This window comes from Streptomyces sp. NPDC019937, assembly GCF_040631655.1.
In the GTDB taxonomy this organism is placed as follows: Bacteria; Actinomycetota; Actinomycetes; order Streptomycetales; family Streptomycetaceae; genus Streptomyces.
The window spans coordinates 26,669-44,564 of sequence record NZ_JBEYAL010000035.1 but is presented as its reverse complement, the minus strand read 5'-3'; the positions used below and the strand labels follow the sequence as shown (position 1 = coordinate 44,564).

Sequence of the window (17,896 nt, the reverse complement as noted above, 5' to 3'; positions counted from 1 at the left end):
TCGGCGTACGGCGGACGGACGGGAGGGGGACGAGGGAGGGACGGCGGACAAAAGGGGAGCGGCGGAACGTATTCCACCGACCTGGCCTGCGGTGATGCCCATAACATGACCTGCGGCACACGTCCCGCGCGGCGACTCGCGTACCCTGACCTCTCCACTCGTGCCTTCGCCGCCGGGCCGCCGGACGTCCCTACGAAGTGACGTTCGTCCCGTCCCGGCGCGACGCGAGCGCAAGACCAGGGAGGTGCGTACATGTCCGGGACGACCACGGCCCGCACTCGGCGGACGGCGGCCGTTCCCCGGCAATGGCGCGGTACCGAGGCGGGCGGCGGCGCGAACCGCTGGATCGTCCTCCTCGTGCTCTGCGTCAGCCTGCTGCTCGTCGCCGTGGACGCGACCGTGCTGCACGTCGCGGTTCCGGCCGTGACCGAGGACCTGCGGCCCGGGGCGATCGAACTGCTGTGGATCGTGGACGTCTACCCGCTGGTCTGCGCCTCTCTGCTGATCCTCTTCGGCACTCTCGGCGACCGGGTGGGCCGCCGCCGGGTGCTGTTGCTCGGCTACGCGTTCTTCGGCGCCGCCTCGGCGCTCGCGGCCTTCGCCGCCACCCCCCAGATCCTCATCGTGGCCCGCGCACTGCTGGGCGTCGGCGGCGCGATGATCATGCCCGCGACGCTGTCGATCCTGCGCCAGGTCTTCCCCGACCGCCGGGAGCGGGCCCTGGCCATCGGCATCTGGAGCGCGGTCGCCGCGGTCGGCGCGGCGGTCGGCCCGCTGCTCGGCGGCTTCCTGGTCGAGAACTTCTGGTGGGGCTCGGTCTTCCTGGTCAACCTCCCGCTGATGGCCGTGGCGCTGCCCGTCGGCCGCTGGCTGCTGCCGGAGTCCACCGGCGACCGGGACGGCCCCTGGGACGTGCTGGGCGCGGTCATGGCCGCCTGCGGGCTGTTCTGCCTGGTCTTCGGAGTGAAGAGGATGGGCAGCGGCGCGTGGCCGCTGGACGCCCCCACGGCCGCCCCCGTCCTGTTCGGGCTGGTGGTGCTGTTCCTCTTCGTCCGCCGCCAGCGGCGCCGTACGCATCCGCTGGTCGACCTCAAACTGTTCGGCCGGCCCGCCTTCTCGATCTCCGTCGGCTGCATCGTGGTCGCCCTGCTCGCGCTCGTCGGCCTGGAGCTGATAGCCGCGCAGTACCTTCAGCTGGTCCTCGGGCTCACCCCGCTGGAGACCGGGCTGAGGCTGCTGCCGCTCACCTTCGCCGCCATGGCCGCCGGGCTCGTCGGCTCCCGGATGCTCCAGCGGCTCGGCCCCCGCGCGATGGTGGCGCTGGGCTTCGTGCTCACCGCCGCCGGCGTCCTGTCGCTCACCATCATGGGCCAGTCCGACCGGCCCGCGGTGCTCGTGATCAGCTTCGTCGTCCTCGGCTTCGGCCTGGAGACCACGCTGTTCAGCGCGTACGAGTCCATGCTCAACGAGGCCTCCGCCAAGTCGGCGGGCGGTGCCGCCGCCATCGGCGAGACCTCCTACCAGCTCGGCGCCGGGATCGGCATAGCCCTCCTGGGCAGCGTCATGAACGCCGCCTACAAGCCGGGCGTCGCCTCGGTGGACGGGGTGCCCGAGCGGGCCAGCTCCGCCGCGAGCCAGTCGCTGGGCGCGGCGTACGACGTCTCCTCCCATCTCGGCGGGAAGCCCGGGGCCGCGCTGCTGGCCGCGGCCCGCGCCTCCTTCGTCCACGGTCTGCACGTGACGCTCGCCGTCAGCGCCGGTCTGCTGCTGCTGGGCGCGGTGGCCGCGCTGCGGCTGCCGAAGACCATGGAGTGCGCGCCCGCCGACGAAGACGACACCGACGGTACGGACGACACGGGCGCCTCCGGCGGCGCCGAGGGCTTGGACGGCACGGCTTCCGCCGGGTCCGCGAACGCCCCCGGGACCCCGGAAGCCACCCGCGCGCCGGGCGCCCCGCCGCGCCGCGATCCCGCCACCGCCGTCGGCGCCGAGTCCGGAAGCTGACGGGGCCGCTCCCTGGGCGCCGCGGCCCGCTGATCCACACGGTCTGGACGGCAGGCGTTACCCGGCCGTAGCGTCAGCGGCCGGAAGCCATATCGAACCGAAGGCCACACCGAACCGGAGGTCGCTGCTCATGTCCGCTGGCACCCTGCCGCCGTTCGACCCCGACGACCCGCTGGGCATCGACGACCTGCTGGAGCCGGAGGACCTGGCGGTCCGGGCCACCGTGCGGCAGTGGGCCGCCGACCGCGTCCTGCCCCACATCGCCGACTGGTACGAGCGCGGCGAACTCCCCGGCATCCGCGAGCTGACCCGCGAACTCGGCTCCCTCGGCGCGCTCGGCATGTCCCTCAGCGGCTACGGCTGCACGGGCGCCAGCGCCGTCCAGTACGGGCTGGCCTGCCTGGAGCTGGAGGCCGCCGACTCCGGCATCCGCTCCCTGGTCTCGGTGCAGGGCTCGCTCGCCATGTACGCCATCCACCGCTTCGGTTCCGAGGAGCAGAAGCAGCGGTGGCTGCCGCGGATGGCCGCCGGCGAGGTCATCGGCTGCTTCGGGCTGACCGAACCCGACCACGGCTCCGACCCGGCCGGTATGCGCACCTACGCCAAGCGGGACGGCACGGACTGGGTGCTGACCGGCCGTAAGATGTGGATCACCAATGGCTCGGTGGCCGGGGTCGCGGTGGTGTGGGCCCGCACCGACGAGGGCATCCGCGGCTTCGCCGTCCCCACCGATACGCCCGGCTTCTCCGCCCCCGAGATCAAGCACAAGTGGTCGCTGCGCGCCTCGGTCACCAGCGAACTGGTCCTGGACGAGGTGCGGCTGCCCGCCGACGCCGTACTGCCCGAGGCCACCGGGCTGCGCGGACCGCTGTCCTGTCTGAGCCACGCCCGCTACGGCATCATCTGGGGCGCGCTGGGCGCGGCGCGTTCGTCCTTCGCGTCGGCGCTGGAGTACGCCCGGAGCCGGGAGCAGTTCGGGCGGCCCATCGGGGGCTTCCAGCTCACTCAGGCCAAGCTCGCCGACATGGCGGTGGAACTGCACAAGGGCGTGCTGCTCGCCCATCATCTCGGGCGGCGGATGGACGCGGGGCGGCTGCGGCCGGAGCAGGTCAGCTTCGGCAAGCTGAACAACGTGCGCGAGGCGATCGAGATCTGCCGCACGGCCCGGACCATCCTGGGCGCCAACGGGATCTCACTGGAATACCCGGTGATGCGGCACGCGACGAATCTGGAATCGGTGCTCACCTACGAGGGCACCGTCGAAATGCACCAACTGGTGCTCGGCAAGGCGCTCACCGGTCTCGATGCCTTCCGGTGAGCCGCCCCGCCGGCCCTAGCTCTGGTTGAAGAAGCCGCCGATCCCGCGGCTGGGGTCCCCGCTGACGATCTGGTAGTCGGCGGGGGTGAGGAGGAAGACGCGGTTGGCGACGCGCTCGATGGAGCCGCGGAGCCCGAACGTCAGTCCGGCGGCGAAGTCCACCACGCGCTTGGCGTCGGCGGGCTCCATGGTCGTCAGGTTGACGATGACCGGGATGCCTTCCCGGAACATCTCACCGATTCCGCGGGCGTCCCGGAATCCGTCCGGGGTGACCGTCGCGATCCGCGTGCCCTGGTCCTGCGCGGCCTGGTCGGCCACCCGCACCCGCGGGTCGGTCACCCAGGAGTCGCCGGGCTCGGGTCCCTCGGCGTAGTCGTCGTCGTAGTAGCGCTCGTCATCGCTGTCGTCGACGAGGCCAAGCCAAGCGCTCGCCTTGCGCACCGATCCCATGGACGCCTCCTCTCCTCTTAACGGTGTGTACTGTCCGCCCCTCTATGGTCGTCCATGATGCGGATGATGTGCCACGTGGATTGCGGCCGCACAGCGGATTTGTGACGTTACCGGTGCACAACGTTTGGCGCCATATCAGGGTCGCGCCTGATGACGGGGGCTGACGGTGTACTGGGTAGACTCCGCAGGCCGGACGGGTGACACCGGGGACGTACGGGTGAACGGGGACAGTTTTGTTTGGCATTATCCGGCCTTGTCGGCACCGGCTGTCGCAAAATCTCCGGACGGAATGGATGGCGCATCTGTGCGGGTTGTGCCTCGCGCTGCGCGGTGACCACGGTCAGTTCGCCCGCATGGCCACCAACTACGACGGGCTGGTCATATCGGTTCTGGTGGAGGCTCAGGCCGGTCGCCCCGACAGCCGGCGGCGCACCGCCGGGCCGTGCCCGCTGCGCGGGATGCGCACCGCGTCGGTGGCCCGGGGCGAGGGCGCCCGGCTCGCGGCGACCGTCTCGCTGGTGCTGGCCTCCGCCAAGATGCGGGACCATGTGGCGGACGGCGACGGGGCGTTGGCCCGGCGGCCGGTCGCCGCGGCCGCCCGCCGGGTGGCCGGTCGGTGGGACCGGGCGGGCGCCCGCAGCGGTGCCGAGATCGGCTTCGACACCGCCGTGCTGCTGGACGCGGTCGGGCGGCAGCAGCAGATCGAGGAACTGGCGGGTGCCGGCACCTCGCTGCTGACGGTCACGGAGCCGACCGAGACCGCGACCGCCGCGGCTTTCGGTCACACCGCCGTACTGGCCGGAAAGCCCGGCAACCGGGCGCCGCTGGAGGAGGCGGGACGGCTCTTCGGCAGGCTCGCGCATCTGCTGGACGCGGTCGAGGACCTCGCCGAGGACGCCGAGAAGGGTGCCTGGAACCCGATCACGGCCACCGGCGCGGACCTCGCCGAGGTGCGGCGGCTGTGCGACGACGCGGTGCACGGGGTGCGGCTCGCGCTCCAGGACGTCGCCTTCGCCGGGAAGGGGTCCGGCAAGCTCGCCCATGTGCTGCTGGCGCACGAGCTGCCGCGCGCGGTGGACCGGGCGTTCGGCACCACCGCCTGTGCCCACACCGGGCAGACCGCGGACGCCCCCGAGTCGTCCCGGGGCGCGCCGCCGCCGCAGTCGCCGTGGATCACGCCGCACGGACCCGGCGGTGGCCCCGGCGGCACGCCGCCCGAGCCGCCGGACCGGGGCAGGCGGCGCGGGCTGATGGCCGGGTGCGCGGTATGGGCCGGGCTCTTCTGCACCTGCCAGGTGTGCTGCCGGGATCCGTACCACGACCCGTGGTCGGGGCAGCCGCGCGAGGGCTGGTGCCACAAGTGCGATGACTGCTCGGACTGTTGTGATTGCTGTGACTGCTGCAGCAACTGTGGTGACTGCTGCGGTAACTGCTGTGACGGTTGCGACTGCGGCTGCGATTGCGGCTGCTAGCCGACGCTCCGAAACAGGCCGTGCGCGAGGGGAGGCGCGAAGCGCTGAAGCGTGTGTGAAGGCGCGATGAGACGCGTGACGACGCGGACGGGGGCGGCCACACCGGCACGGCCGGCGGGCGGGCGAAGCCCGGAACCTCGAAGCCGAAGGGCAGCGGAGGCGGGCGGAGTCAGCCCGAACAGGACGACGACCACACCCGACCGAAGTCGATGTGGTCGCGCGTGACCAGTCGCTGCCATGAATGCATGGGGTAAGTGGAGCAGCCTTCCGGATCCGCGTCAACCGGGGCGAGACACCTCGCTCACAGTGTGGACAGCCTTGACAACGGGCCGTGGCCACGCCTTAACCTCGGCCCCATGCCGTGCTGAGGGGCGCGGCGACGTGTGTGCGGGCAACGCGTGTGTTCCTTCACGAACTCACGGAGTCTTCGCATGTCCGCCACCCCGGACCTCCCCTCCCCATCGCCGCACGCCGTCGTCATCGTCGGCGCGGGCCCGCGCGCCACCGGGCTCGTGGAGCGGATCGCCGCCAACGCGCCGGAACTCCACACCGCCGCGGCCCCGTTCACCCTGCACCTGGTCGATCCGCATCCGCCCGGCGGCGGCCGCGTCTGGCGCCCCGACCAGTCCCCGCTGCTGTGGATGAACTCCATGGCCGAGGACGTCACCATGTTCACCGACGAGTCGGTGGAACGGGACGGCCCGGTCCGGCCCGGCCCCTCCCTCGCCGAGTGGGCCGACCGCGTACGCCGCGGCGCGCTGCCCGCCGCCGAACTGGCCGCCCTGCCGCCCGAAGCCGTCGCCGAGGCCGCCTCGCTCACCGGCCGCAGCTTCGCCACCCGACGGCTGCAGAGCGCCTATCTGCGCTGGGTGTACGAGCGGTCGGTGGCCGCCCTGCCGCCCGGGATCACCGTCCAGGAGCACCGTTGCCGTGCCGTGCGGGTCACCGGGCCGCGCGACGGACGCCAGCGGGTGTGGCTCGAAGGGCGTGCCACCCCGCTCCTCGCCGACGCCGTGGTCCTCGCCCTCGGCCATCTCGACGCCGAGCCCGACCCCGAACAGCGGGCGCTGTCCGCCTTCGCGGCCGAGCACCAGCTGGTGCACCTGCCGCCCGAGTTCACCGCCGACAGCGAGCTGAACCGGCTGCGGCCCGGCGAGCCGGTCATCGTCCGCGGCTTCGGCCTCGCCTTCGTCGACCTCATGGTGCTGCTCACCGAGGGACGCGGCGGACGGTACGACCGCGGGCCCGACGGGCGGCCGGTCTACCGGCCCTCCGGGCGCGAACCCGTGCTGTACGTCGGCTCGCGCCGCGGCGTCCCGTACCACGCCAAGATCGGCTACGGCCTGACCGGCGAACGGCCGCCGGTGCCCCGCTTCTTCGGCCCCGCCCAGGTCGACCAGCTGCTGCGACGCCCCACACCGCCCGACTTCCGGCGCGACATCCGGCCGCTGATCGACAAGGAACTCGGATTCGCCCACTACCACCGGCTGTTCACCGTCCACCCGGAGCGCACGGCCGCCGACTGGGCCGACTTCGAGGAGCGGTACGCCGCCTGCCCGCCCGGCAGCGCCGAACTGCGCGCCCTGGTGGCCGCCACCGTCCCCGACCCGGCCGACCGGCTCGATCTCGACGCCCTCGACCATCCGCTCGACGGGTTGCGCCACCCCGGACCCGACGCCCTCCAGGAGGGCCTGCGCGGCTACATCGAGGCCGACCTCGCCCGCCGCCACGACCCCGCGCACAGCACCGACCTGGCCGTCTTCCTCGCCCTGCTCTCCGTCTACGGCCAGCTCACCCGGCTCGGCGACCTCGGCGACGGCGGCTGGTGGCACGGCTTCTTCAGCCACCTCGCCTCCGGGCCGCCCGGCCCGCGCCTTCAGCAGCTCCTCGCGCTCTCCCGCGCCGGGGTCGTCCGGTTCCTCGGCGCCGGGATGACCGTGACCACCGACTCCCGGCGCGGGGTGTTCCGGGCGGGCGGCGCGAGCGTCCCCGGCAGTCAGGTCGAGGCCCGCGCGCTGGTCGAGGCACGGCTGCCGGAGCCGACCGTGCGCCGCTCCCGCGATCCGCTGCTGCGCGCCCTCCACCGGGACGGCGCGGCCGCCACCTCCGCCGGACTGCTCGCCGTCAGCCCCGACGACGCCCGGATCCTGGACCGCGGCGGACGCCCCCACCCGCGCCGCTTCGCGCTCGGCCCGCACACCGACGGCCGCTCCTCCGGCGCCTTCGCCCGGCCCCGTACAGGCGCCCCCGCGTTCCGGCAGAACGACGCGACCGCGCGCGCCCTGCTGCTCGCGCTGCGCGACCTGTCCTGTCGCGCCGCGCTCACCGCCTGAACCCGTACGCCCCCGTACTCATCCGACATCCCGCTTCCCCAAGGACCTCCCGTGTCTCTGACCTCCGATCCACCTCTCCGCGAAGCGTCCGAACGTGCCGCGCCCGAGGACTACTCCGCGCTCACCGTCGTGCCCGTACGCCACCCCTGGCGCTGGGCCGCCGTCGCCGTGACGGCCGTCCTGGTCGCCCAGTTCGCGCACGGCCTGATCACCAACCCCGGCTGGGAATGGGACGTCTTCGCCGACTTCTTCACCACCGAGACGATCCTCAAGGCCGTCTGGATCACCATCCAGCTCACGTTCTACGGCACCGCGCTCGGCTTCGCCCTCGGCATCGTGCTCGCCTTCATGCGGCTCTCCAGGAGCCCGTTCCTGAAGTCGGTCGCCTTCACCTACATCTGGGCGTTCCGCTCCATCCCGCTCATCGTCCAGCTGCTCTTCTGGTTCAACCTCACCTACCTCTACAAGCGGCTCGACTTCGGCATCCCGTTCGGGCCCGGCTTCTTCTCCTTCGACACCGCCGGGCTCGTCGGCGCGATGAGCGCCGCCGTCCTCGGACTCGCCCTGCACCAGGCGGCCTACGCGGCCGAGATCGTGCGCGGCGGCGTCCTCGCCGTCGACGCCGGACAGCTGGAGGCGGCCGCCGCCCTCGGCATCCCCCGGCTGCGGCAACTGCGCCGCGTCGTGCTGCCGCAGGCGATGCGCTCGATCCTGCCGAACGCCGCCAACGAGGTCATCTCCCTCTTCAAGGGCACCTCGATCGTCTCCGTCATGGCGATCGGCGAACTCTTCTACCAGGTGCAGGTCGTCTACGGGCGCAACGGCCGCGTCGTGCCGCTCCTGATGGTCGCGACCGTCTGGTACGTCATCCTGACCACGCTGCTCTCGATCGCCCAGGCTTTCGTCGAGCGCCACTTCTCCCGGGGAGCCACCCGATGACCGCCATGGTCGACATCCGTTCCGTCCACAAGAGCTTCGGGTCGCTGGAGGTGCTGCGCGGCATCGACCTGGAGGTGCGCGCCGGGGAAGTGGCCGTCGTGCTCGGCCCGTCCGGCTCCGGCAAGTCCACGCTGCTGCGCGCCATCAACCACCTGGAGAAGGTCGACAGCGGCTGGATCAGCGTCGCCGGTTCGCTGGTCGGCTACCGCAAGCGGCACGACAAGCTGTACGAGCTGCGCGAGCGCGACATCCTCGAGCAGCGCACCCGGATCGGCTTCGTCTTCCAGAACTTCAACCTCTTCCCGCATCTGACCGTGCTGGAAAACATCATCGAGGCCCCGATATCCGCCCTCCGCCGCCCCAGGAAGCAGGCGGTGGAGAGCGCGGAGCGGCTGCTCGCCCGGGTCGGCCTCGCGGACAAGGCGTCCGCGTACCCCCGGCAGCTCTCCGGCGGGCAGCAGCAGCGGGTGGCCATCGCCCGCGCGCTGGCCCTGGAGCCGGAGCTGCTGCTGTTCGACGAGCCGACCTCCGCCCTCGACCCCGAGCTGGTCGGGGAGGTCCTCGACGTCATCAAGGACCTGGCCGACCAGGGCACCACGATGATCGTCGTCACCCATGAGATCGGCTTCGCCCGCGAGGTCGCCGACACCGTCGTCTTCATGGACGACGGCCGGATCGTCGAGCAGGGACCGCCCGCCGACGTGCTCGACCACCCCCGCGAGACACGCACCAAGGCGTTCCTCTCCAAGGTCCTGTGAAGAGGGCCCCGTGAACCACCCCATGCATCCAAGGAGCACCCCCGTGACCAGCCGCCGCACCCTGCTCGCCGCCGCCCTCGCCGCCGTCCCCGCCACGGCCCTGCTCGGCGCCTGCGGCGACGGCGACGCCCAGCAGACGGTGGGCGCCGGCGGCAAGAAGGGGGCCGGTTTCAACGTCAGCCCCCGGCAGCACCGGATCAGAGGCACGAAGGCCGACGCGATCGCGGCCAAGGTGCCCGAGGCGATCCGCCGCCGCGGCACGCTGCGCGTCGGCGGCAGCGCCGACGCCTCGCCGCCGCTCGGCTTCTACGCGACCGACGACAAGACCCGGATCGGCGTCGAGATCGACCTCGCCACCCTGGTCGCCGACACCCTCGGGCTCAAGATCGCCTTCGACCCGGTCTCCTGGGAGAACCTCTTCGTCGGCCTGGACAGCTCCAAGTTCGACGCCGTCTTCTCCAACGTCACCGTCACCGAGGAGCGCAAGCAGAAGTACGACTTCGCGACCTACCGGCTGGACAACCTCGCCTTCGAAGCCAAGAAGGGCACCTCGTGGCGGGTCAAGGGCCCCGAGGACGTCGCGGGCAAGACCATCTCCGTCTCCTCCGGCACCAACCAGGAGAAGATCCTCGTCGACTGGAGCAAGGAGAACCAGAAGGCGGGCCGCGAGCCCGTGGACATCACGTACTTCCAGAAGGACACCGACTACTACCTCGCCCTCCAGTCCGGGCGCATCGACGCCTATCTCGGCCCCCACCCCACCGCCGCCTACCACGTGGCCTCGGCCGGTCAGACCCAGATCATCGGCACGCTCTCCGGCGGTGGCGACCTGGTGCAGGGCAAGATCGCGGCCACCACCAAGAAGGGCAGCGGACTGGTCGACGCGTACGCCGCCGCCATCGACCACATCATCCGGGACGGCTCGTACGCCCGGGTGCTGAAGCGCTGGGGTCTCTCGAGCGAGGCCGTGAAGAAGTCCGAGGTCAACCCGCGCGGTCTGCCCACGTCGTGACCATCCCCCGACCGAGGAAGGGCACCCAACCCATGACCACGCCCACCGGCCCCCTGCGTCTGGCCGCCGCCATCGACGGCGCCGGCCAGTACGAGGCGCCGTACTACATCGAGCTGGCGCGGCTCGCCGAGCGCGGCGCGCTCGACTTCGTCACCCTGGACGACACGTTCGGCCCGCCGGGAGACGGGCAGGGCAGGCTCGACGCGCTCGCCGTCCTCGCGCGCGTCGCACCCGCCACCGAGCGGATCGGCCTGGTGCCGACCGTCACCACCACCCACACCGAGCCGTTCCACGTCTCGTCCGCCGTGGCCACCCTGGACTGGGTGAGCCGCGGCCGGGCGGGCTGGACCGTCGAGGTGTCGGCCACCGAGGCGGAGGCGCGGCTGGTGGGCCGCCGCCCCGCCGCGCCCGCCCCCGGACTCTGGGCCGAGGCGGGGGAGGTGGCCGATGTCTCCGCCCGGCTGTGGGACAGCTGGGAGGACGACGCGGAGATCCGCGACACCGCCACCGGCCGCTTCATCGACCGCGACAAGCTGCACTACGTCGACTACGAGGGCGCCGGCTTCCGGGTGCGCGGCCCGGCCATCGTGCCCCGGCCGCCGCAGGGCCACCCGGTGGTCGCCGTCGCCGCCACCGACCCGGTGACCTGGGACACCGCGGCCCGCCACGCCGACATCGCCTGGATACGGGCCGCCCACCCGGAGGCGGCGGGCCGGGCCCGGGACGAACTGCGCCGCCGCGCCGCGGCGTACGGCCGGGACCCGGGCGCACTCACCGTGCTCGCCGCCCTCGCGGTGGACCTGGGCGACGGCGAACCCGACTCCGCCCGGGGCCCGCTGACCACCCGGGACGGCGCTCCGCCGCTGTACCGCGGGGGCCCGGTCGGCCTCGCGGACCTGATCGCCGGATGGCATGACGCCCGCGCCGTGGACGGCTTCCACATCGTCCCCGCCGTCCCGCAGCGCGACCTGGAGCGCTTCGTCAACGGCACGGTCGCGCTGCTCCAGCACCGCGGACTGTTCCGCACCTTCTATCCCGGTACGACGCTCCGCGAGCACCTGGGGCGGCCGCGCCCGGCCAACCGTTACGCCCTCGCGAGGGAGGCAGCCCGGTGAACGATCGACAGCGGCCCCGGCAGATCCATCTTGCCGCGCACTTCCCCGGCGTCAACAACACCACCGTGTGGGCCGTCCCACCCGCCAGCCCGACCACCACCCCTGGCCGATGCGCTTCGCGCAACCCCGCTCTCGGCAGCCAGATCGACTTCAGCTCCTTCGACCATCTGGCGCGCACCGCCGAGCGCGGTCTGTTCGACTTCTTCTTCCTCGCCGAGGGACTGCGGCTGCGCGAGCACGGCGGCCGCATCCACGACCTCGACGTGGTGGGCAGGCCCGAGTCGATCACCGTGCTGAACGCGCTCGCCGCCGTCACCGACCGGCTGGGCCTCGCCGCCACCGTCAACGCGACCTTCAACGAGCCGTACGAACTCGCCCGCCGCCTCGCCTCGCTCGACCACCTCAGCGGGGGCCGCGCCGCCTGGAACGTCGTCACCTCCTCCGACGCGTTCACCGGCGAGAACTTCCGGCGCGGCGGCTACCTGGACCGGGCCGACCGCTACACCCGGGCCGCCGAGTTCGTCGCCACCGCGCGCGAGCTGTGGGACTCCTGGCCACAGGGCGGTTCGCCGCGCCCGTTCGCGCACCGGGGCGAGCACTTCGACATCGAGGGCCGGTTCGGCGTACCGCGCTCCCCGCAGGGCCATCCGGTGGTGATCCAGGCCGGGGACTCCGACGAGGGCCGGGAGTTCGCGGCCTCCGCCGCCGACATCGTCTTCACCCGGCACGGCACCCTGGAGGCGGGCCGCGCCTTCTACGCCGACGTCAAGCGGCGGCTGGCGGCGTACGGCCGGGCGCCCGGCGATCTGAAGATCATGCCCGGGGTGACCTTCGTCCTCGGCGACACCGCCGCCGACGCCCAGGAGAAGGCCGCCGCGATCCGGCGGCAGCAGGTCTCGCCGCAGAACGCGATCCTCGCCCTGGAGCAGGTCTGGGGCGTCGACCTGTCCGGCTACGACCCGGACGGCCCCCTTCCGGACATCGACCCGGACCCCGGCTCCCAGCTCGTCCAGGGCCGGGTGCGGCACGCCGATCCGCTGGCGCTCGCCGCCAAGTGGCGGGCGCTGTCGGAGGAGAAGGGACTCTCCATCCGGGAGACCGTCATCGAGACGACCGGACGGCAGTCGTTCATCGGCACCCCGGAGGCGGTCGCCGGGGAGATGGCGCGTTTTGTGCGGAACGAGGCCGCCGACGGCTTCATCCTGGTGCCGCATCTGACCCCCGGCGGGCTCGACGAGTTCGTGGACCGGGTGGTTCCGCTGCTCCAGGAACGGGGCGTCTTCCGCACCGCGTACACCGGCCGCACCCTCCGCGACCATCTGGGGCTTTCCCGTCCGGACGCCCCGGAATAAGCGATACCGGAGCCGGTCGTACGGGGGCGGGGCCACCGGAGCGGGGCCGAAGTGGAACCCGGCCGCCGTCGTGCCCGTCTCACCACGTGCCCGAAGGGACGGGCGCACCGCCCCGGCGGCCGAAAGGCGCCGGGGCCATGGCGCGTGTGCCCGGTGTTTTTCCGAACCGTCCTCTTGCCCTTTCCGGCCGCGGCCGCGAATACTTCCGGGCAGCGCTTGTCAGGAGCACGTCGGGAATTTCCGTCCGGTGTGCTCGCTGACTGCGCCTCACGGGCCTGCCCACCCAGGCAGACCCCCGATTCCCCCGGAGGAAGAGTTGAGGATCAAGCGCACTACCCCCCACGGCACCCGGGCGAGACGCATCGCACTCCTCGCCGCCACGTCGGCCCTGGTGACCGGGGCGGCGCTCGCCGCTCCCGCCGCCTACGCGGGGAGCGACGCGACCCGCACCTTCAGCGCGGCGGAGACCAAGTCGGCGAGCGCGGCCGTGCTGAACGCCGATGTCGCCGGCACCGCCTGGTATGTCGACAAGGCGACCGGCGGCCTGGTCGTCACCGCCGACAGCACCGTCTCCCAGGGCGAGATAGCCAAGATCAAGGATGCGGCGGGCGCCAACGCCGACGCGATCGAGGTCAAGCGCACCCCGGGCAAGATCCAGAAACTGATCTCCGGCGGCGACGCCATCTACGCGAGTAGCTGGCGCTGCTCGCTCGGCTTCAACGTACGCAACAGCAGCGGGGCGAACTACTTCGTCACCGCGGGTCACTGCACCGACGGCGCGGGCACCTGGTGGTCGAACTCCGGGCACTCCACCACCATCGGCCCCACGTCCGGCTCCAGCTTCCCGACCAACGACTACGGTCTGGTCCGGTACAGCGGCTCGGTCACCCCGCAGGGCACGGTCGGCAGCCAGGACATCACCAGCGCCGCCAACCCGACCGTGGGCCAGACGGTCACCCGGCGCGGCAGCACCACCGGCATCCACAGCGGCCGGGTCACCGCGCTGAACGCCACCGTCAACTACGGCAACGGCGACATCGTGTACGGCATGATCCAGACCACCGTCTGCGCCGAGCCCGGCGACAGCGGCGGCCCCCTCTACGCCGGTTCCACCGCCCTCGGCCTCACCTCCGGCGGCAGCGGTGACTGCTCCTCCGGTGGCACCACGTTCTTCCAGCCGGTCGTCGAGGCGCTGAACGCGTACGGCGTGAGCGTCTACTAAAGACATACGGACACCGCTGTCGCGCCACCTGACGCACCCCCGCCCGGGCCTTCCGGGCGGGGGTTTCCCGGTTTTCCACAACCCTCCCAGGCCGGGCGGAGCGGGACTATCGTGGACATCGATACCCCGGGTGGGGCATCGCTCGCGATACGGACGGCAGGTGGCCGTGATGCTCGGTGCAATCGTGACAGTGGTGGTGATTCTGGCCTGTATCGGTGTCGTCTGCGCCATGGCGGCGGCCCGCGTGGTCAAGCAGTACGAGCGGGGGGTGGTCTTCCGGCTCGGGAGGCTCCGTTCGGATGTCCGGGGGCCCGGCTTCACGATGATCGCTCCGGCCTTCGACCGGCTCCGCAAGGTGAACATGCAGATCGTGACGATGCCCGTGCCCGCCCAGGAGGGCATCACCCGTGACAATGTGACCGTGCGGGTCGACGCGGTCGTCTATTTCAAGGTCGTGGACCCGGCCGAGGCGATCATCGCGGTCGAGGACTACCGCTTCGCGGTCTCCCAGATGGCCCAGACCTCGCTGCGTTCGATCATCGGCAAGAGCGATCTGGACGATCTGCTCTCCAACCGGGAGAAGCTCAACCAGGGGCTGGAGCTGATGATCGACAGCCCGGCCGTCGGCTGGGGCGTCCATATCGACCGCGTCGAGATCAAGGACGTGTCGCTGCCGGAGACCATGAAGCGGTCGATGGCCCGCCAGGCGGAGGCCGACCGGGAGCGCCGGGCCCGGGTGATCAACGCGGACGCGGAGCTGCAGGCGTCGAAGAAGCTCGCCGCGGCCGCCGAGCAGATGTCCGCGACCCCGTCCGCCCTCCAGCTGCGGCTGCTGCAGACGGTGATGGCGGTCGCCGCCGAGAAGAACTCCACGCTGGTCCTGCCCATACCGGTGGAGCTGCTGCGCTTCCTGGAGCGGGGCCAGCAGCCCCAGGAGGCGGCCCGGGCGGACGGCGGCGCCAAGGAGCAGGCCGGCGCCGCCGGGCAGCCGGAGTCCGCCGGGCCGGAGATCCCGCCCGCCATCAGGGAGGAGGCGGCGGCCCCGGCCGCTCCGGGCGTTCCCACGCTGACGGAGCGCGAACCGGAGCGTGCCGTGGAGCGGTGACCCGCTGATCCCATCAGCCCGTGCCCGCGTGCCCGTTTGAGGTGCGCGGGCACCGTCATGTCCGGATATGAGGATCGACGCTCTCTGAATTTCACGCAGATGTCGTGAACGCGGTCTTGTGCGCCCCCGGCGGCGCTGGGAATACTCGGCGGCGCAATTTGGCATGGACGCGCTCCCGCATGGGCAGGCGCGCCCCGTGTCGTACGCCCTCCGGGCCGGGCACCCCACTGCCTGACGGCCCAACCCCCCACTGGAGGACCGAGAGTTGAAGCACCGCCGCATACCCAAGCGCCGTGTGGCCATCGCCGGGACCGGAGCCGTGGCTCTGGTCGCCGCCGCCCTCACCTTGCAGAACGCCAACGCCGCCCCCGCCGAACCGCAGCCCCACACGCTCTCGGTGAACGCCGCGGGCAAGCTCGCGAACACCCTCACCTCGGCGCTCAAGGGCGACTCGGCCGGGTCGTACTACGACGCCAAGGCCAAGAAGCTCGTGGTCAACGTGGTGAACAAGGCCGCCGCCGAGCGGGTCCGGGACGCGGGCGCCGAGGCGAAGGTGGTCGAGCACACGCTGGCCCAGCTGGGCCGGGCGAGCGCCACCCTGAAGGACAAGGCGACCATTCCCGGCACCTCGTGGTCGGTCGATCCCAGAGCCAACAAGGTCGTCGTCACCGCGGACAGCAGCGTCACGGGCAGCCGGATGGCCACGCTCAACAAGGTCGCCAAGAGCCTGGGCGACACGGTCGAGGTGAAGCGCTCGGCCGGTAAGTTCTCCACCTTCCTCGCGGGCGGCGACGCCATCTGGGGCGGCGGCGGGCGCTGCTCGCTGGGGTTCAACGTGGTCAAGGACGGTCAGCCGTACTTCCTGACCGCCGGTCACTGCACCGAGTCCATCAAGAGCTGGTCCGACGCGCAGGGCGGTGACGAGATCGGGGCCAACGAGGGCAGCGACTTCCCCGGCAACGACTACGGCCTGGTCAAGTACACCAAGGACGTCCCGCACCCGAGCGCGGTGGACCTCTACGACGGCGACACCCAGGCCATCTCCAAGGCCGGTGACGCCACCGTCGGCCAGAAGGTCACCCGCAGCGGCTCCACCACCCAGGTGCACGACGGCGAGGTCACCGGCCTCGACGCGACCGTCAACTACCAGGAGGGCTCGGTCAGCGGGCTGATCCAGACCAACGTCTGCGCCGAGCCCGGCGACAGCGGCGGCGCGCTCTTCGCGGGCGGCACGGCGCTCGGTCTGACCTCCGGCGGCAGCGGTGACTGCTCCTCGGGCGGCGAGACGTTCTTCCAGCCGGTGCCGGAGGCGCTGAAGGCGTACGGCGCCGAGATCGGCTGACGTACCGGCGGATCCGCCCGCACAGGGACAGGCCCCCGGACACCCGTGGACGGTGTCCGGGGGCCTTCGCTTCGCTCGGCCCGCCGTGTGCGCGGCCCGCTCAGAACTCGAAGAGCTGGGTCACGGCCGCGTTCTTGACGCAGTTGTTGGCGAAGGTGTGCTCGTACGTCACCCGCTGACCGTCCCAGACGCCCTCCGCGGTGACGGTGATCGGCCGCCACTCCTTGGTGCACATCCGGCCGGACTCGGTGGACTCGGTCAGGGTGGAGAACTCGCCGTTCGCGGCGCGCAGTTCGGCGCAGGCACGGGCGGGCGCCGGGTGGGTACCCGTGGGGGTGGGCTGACAGCTCAGTGTCACCGCGCGCTGTACGGCCAGCGAGGACGCGTCGTCCCCGTAGCCGACGCTGAGGACCAGCGCGGACGGCGGATACAGGCTCTTCGGCGTCGAGGGTTCGGCGTGTGCCGTGCCGCTCGCCCCCAGCCCGAGCGCGGCGCTCATGGCCAGCGCGGCACCGAGACCGGCGATCGCCCCTGTCGACTTCCGCATATCGAACACTCCCTTGCTCGTGCTTGCAGATACCGGACGGATTTCTACGCCCCGAGGGTCGGGAACGCACGTTGATCGAGCACTTCCGGTCGCTACAAGTAGTCGTTCGGTGGCTCATTGTCGCGTGTGCACGGTGTGGCCCAGGGGAACGCCGCGTGTCGACCGGGTGCGGGCTGATGTGCGGAGCCGGGGAGTGCGGGCGGGCCGCCTCCTCGTCGAACGACAGTTCAGCGCCGCCCGAATCGATTCAGGGGCGCTCGGCCGAGAGGTGTGCCGGGGGTCGCGGTGCGTGAGTGACACCAGAGCGAGAATCTGCCAGGGCAAGCCGACCGTATAGGGACGAAGCCGGTGGCCTTTGGTGGTGCCGGGTGTGCCGGGTCAGTCGAGCGCGCCGCTGAGCGGCCCGGTGTGGCGGCCCCAGCCGTACGCGTGGCCGACCCGCAGCCGCACCACCAGCCGGCGGTCGGCCACCATCGCGGCGCGGAACTCCTCCCAGTCCGGGTGGTCGCCCTGGATGGCGCGGTAGACCTCGACCAGCTCATCGGCGGTGGCGTCATGGGGGTCGGTCGTCACCGGGGTCAGCTCGGCGTCGCCCTCGGCCACCAGATAGGAGAAGCGGTCGCCGCTGGTGACGTAGAAGCTCGCGCGCGGATCGCGGCGCAGATTGCGGGTCTTGGCGCGGTCGTCGGTGACCGAGACGCGGATGAGGCGCTCGGCCGGGTCGTAGCTGTAGGCGACGTTGGACAGCTGGGGGCGGCCGTCGCGCTTGAGGGTGACGAGCGCGCCGGTGCGCTGTTCCCGCAGCAGGTCGAGCAGGGTCGGCTCCGTCATGGTGATCAGAATACGTGCGCCGATGGCCGGTTCCCCGGGCTGCGACACGCGGAATGAAGAGGTGATTTGCACGCTTATGGTGGATAGGTGAAGGGG

General features: G+C 72.0%; 15 protein-coding genes. 12 read left to right on the top strand and 3 right to left on the bottom strand.

Annotated elements, in window-relative coordinates; all coding sequences use genetic code 11:
• Positions 1 to 252 precede the first annotated feature (252 nt).
• Together ABZ562_RS30265 and ABZ562_RS30260 are read left to right on the top strand one after the other, a co-directional pair.
• Positions 253 to 2,004, top strand: coding sequence for an MFS transporter (locus tag ABZ562_RS30265; protein ID WP_361485597.1), 1,752 nt, complete (start codon positions 253 to 255; stop codon positions 2,002 to 2,004).
• A 130-nt stretch (positions 2,005 to 2,134) separates the two neighbouring features.
• Positions 2,135 to 3,322: an acyl-CoA dehydrogenase family protein gene (locus tag ABZ562_RS30260; protein WP_361485595.1), complete on the top strand. Its 1,188-nt coding sequence runs from the start codon at positions 2,135 to 2,137 to the stop codon at positions 3,320 to 3,322.
• Positions 3,323 to 3,337: 15 nt separating this feature from the next.
• Here ABZ562_RS30260 and ABZ562_RS30255 read toward each other — a convergent pair whose 3' ends face one another.
• A complete protein-coding gene (locus tag ABZ562_RS30255; protein WP_361485593.1) occupies positions 3,338 to 3,772 on the bottom strand; it encodes a cell division protein SepF in 435 nt (144 codons plus the stop codon).
• 233 nt (positions 3,773 to 4,005) lie between these two features.
• On the opposite strand from ABZ562_RS30255, the gene ABZ562_RS30250 reads away from it, so the two are divergent.
• From ABZ562_RS30250 to ABZ562_RS30205, 10 genes are all read left to right on the top strand, one after another.
• On the top strand, positions 4,006 to 5,244 hold the full coding sequence (locus ABZ562_RS30250) for a DUF5685 family protein (RefSeq protein ID WP_361485591.1): 1,239 nt from the start codon (positions 4,006 to 4,008) through the stop codon (positions 5,242 to 5,244).
• A 431-nt stretch (positions 5,245 to 5,675) separates the two neighbouring features.
• On the top strand, positions 5,676 to 7,577 hold the full coding sequence (locus ABZ562_RS30245; protein ID WP_361485589.1) for an FAD/NAD(P)-binding protein: 1,902 nt from the start codon (positions 5,676 to 5,678) through the stop codon (positions 7,575 to 7,577).
• Positions 7,578 to 7,628: 51 nt separating this feature from the next.
• On the top strand, positions 7,629 to 8,516 hold the full coding sequence (locus ABZ562_RS30240; RefSeq protein ID WP_361485587.1) for an amino acid ABC transporter permease: 888 nt from the start codon (positions 7,629 to 7,631) through the stop codon (positions 8,514 to 8,516).
• 5 nt (positions 8,517 to 8,521) lie between these two features.
• A complete protein-coding gene (locus ABZ562_RS30235) occupies positions 8,522 to 9,274 on the top strand; it encodes an amino acid ABC transporter ATP-binding protein (RefSeq protein WP_361485677.1) in 753 nt (250 codons plus the stop codon).
• A 43-nt stretch (positions 9,275 to 9,317) separates the two neighbouring features.
• The gene (locus ABZ562_RS30230) at positions 9,318 to 10,286 is read left to right on the top strand and encodes an ABC transporter substrate-binding protein (RefSeq protein WP_361485585.1); all 969 of its coding nucleotides are present in this window, start codon (positions 9,318 to 9,320) and stop codon (positions 10,284 to 10,286) included.
• Between the two features lie 32 nt (positions 10,287 to 10,318).
• The gene (locus ABZ562_RS30225) at positions 10,319 to 11,401 is read left to right on the top strand and encodes an LLM class flavin-dependent oxidoreductase (RefSeq protein ID WP_361485583.1); all 1,083 of its coding nucleotides are present in this window, start codon (positions 10,319 to 10,321) and stop codon (positions 11,399 to 11,401) included.
• Positions 11,398 to 12,753: an NtaA/DmoA family FMN-dependent monooxygenase gene (locus tag ABZ562_RS30220; RefSeq protein WP_361485581.1), complete on the top strand. Its 1,356-nt coding sequence runs from the start codon at positions 11,398 to 11,400 to the stop codon at positions 12,751 to 12,753. Before ABZ562_RS30225 ends, ABZ562_RS30220 begins: the two co-directional genes overlap by 4 nt.
• A gap of 316 nt (positions 12,754 to 13,069) precedes the next feature.
• Positions 13,070 to 13,975 (top strand): S1 family peptidase, encoded by a 906-nt coding sequence (locus ABZ562_RS30215; protein WP_361485580.1) that lies wholly within the window; start codon positions 13,070 to 13,072, stop codon positions 13,973 to 13,975.
• A gap of 169 nt (positions 13,976 to 14,144) precedes the next feature.
• Positions 14,145 to 15,080, top strand: a complete 936-nt coding sequence (locus tag ABZ562_RS30210) for a slipin family protein (protein WP_361485579.1) — start codon at positions 14,145 to 14,147, stop codon at positions 15,078 to 15,080.
• Positions 15,081 to 15,345: 265 nt separating this feature from the next.
• Positions 15,346 to 16,422, top strand: a complete 1,077-nt coding sequence (locus ABZ562_RS30205) for a S1 family peptidase (RefSeq protein ID WP_361485578.1) — start codon at positions 15,346 to 15,348, stop codon at positions 16,420 to 16,422.
• Between the two features lie 100 nt (positions 16,423 to 16,522).
• On the opposite strand, the gene ABZ562_RS30200 is transcribed toward ABZ562_RS30205, so the two are convergent.
• Positions 16,523 to 16,969 (bottom strand): subtilase-type protease inhibitor, encoded by a 447-nt coding sequence (locus tag ABZ562_RS30200; protein WP_361485577.1) that lies wholly within the window; start codon positions 16,967 to 16,969, stop codon positions 16,523 to 16,525.
• A gap of 378 nt (positions 16,970 to 17,347) precedes the next feature.
• Positions 17,348 to 17,800, bottom strand: a complete 453-nt coding sequence (locus tag ABZ562_RS30195; RefSeq protein ID WP_361485575.1) for a PPOX class F420-dependent oxidoreductase — start codon at positions 17,798 to 17,800, stop codon at positions 17,348 to 17,350.
• Positions 17,801 to 17,896: the final 96 nt, after the last annotated feature.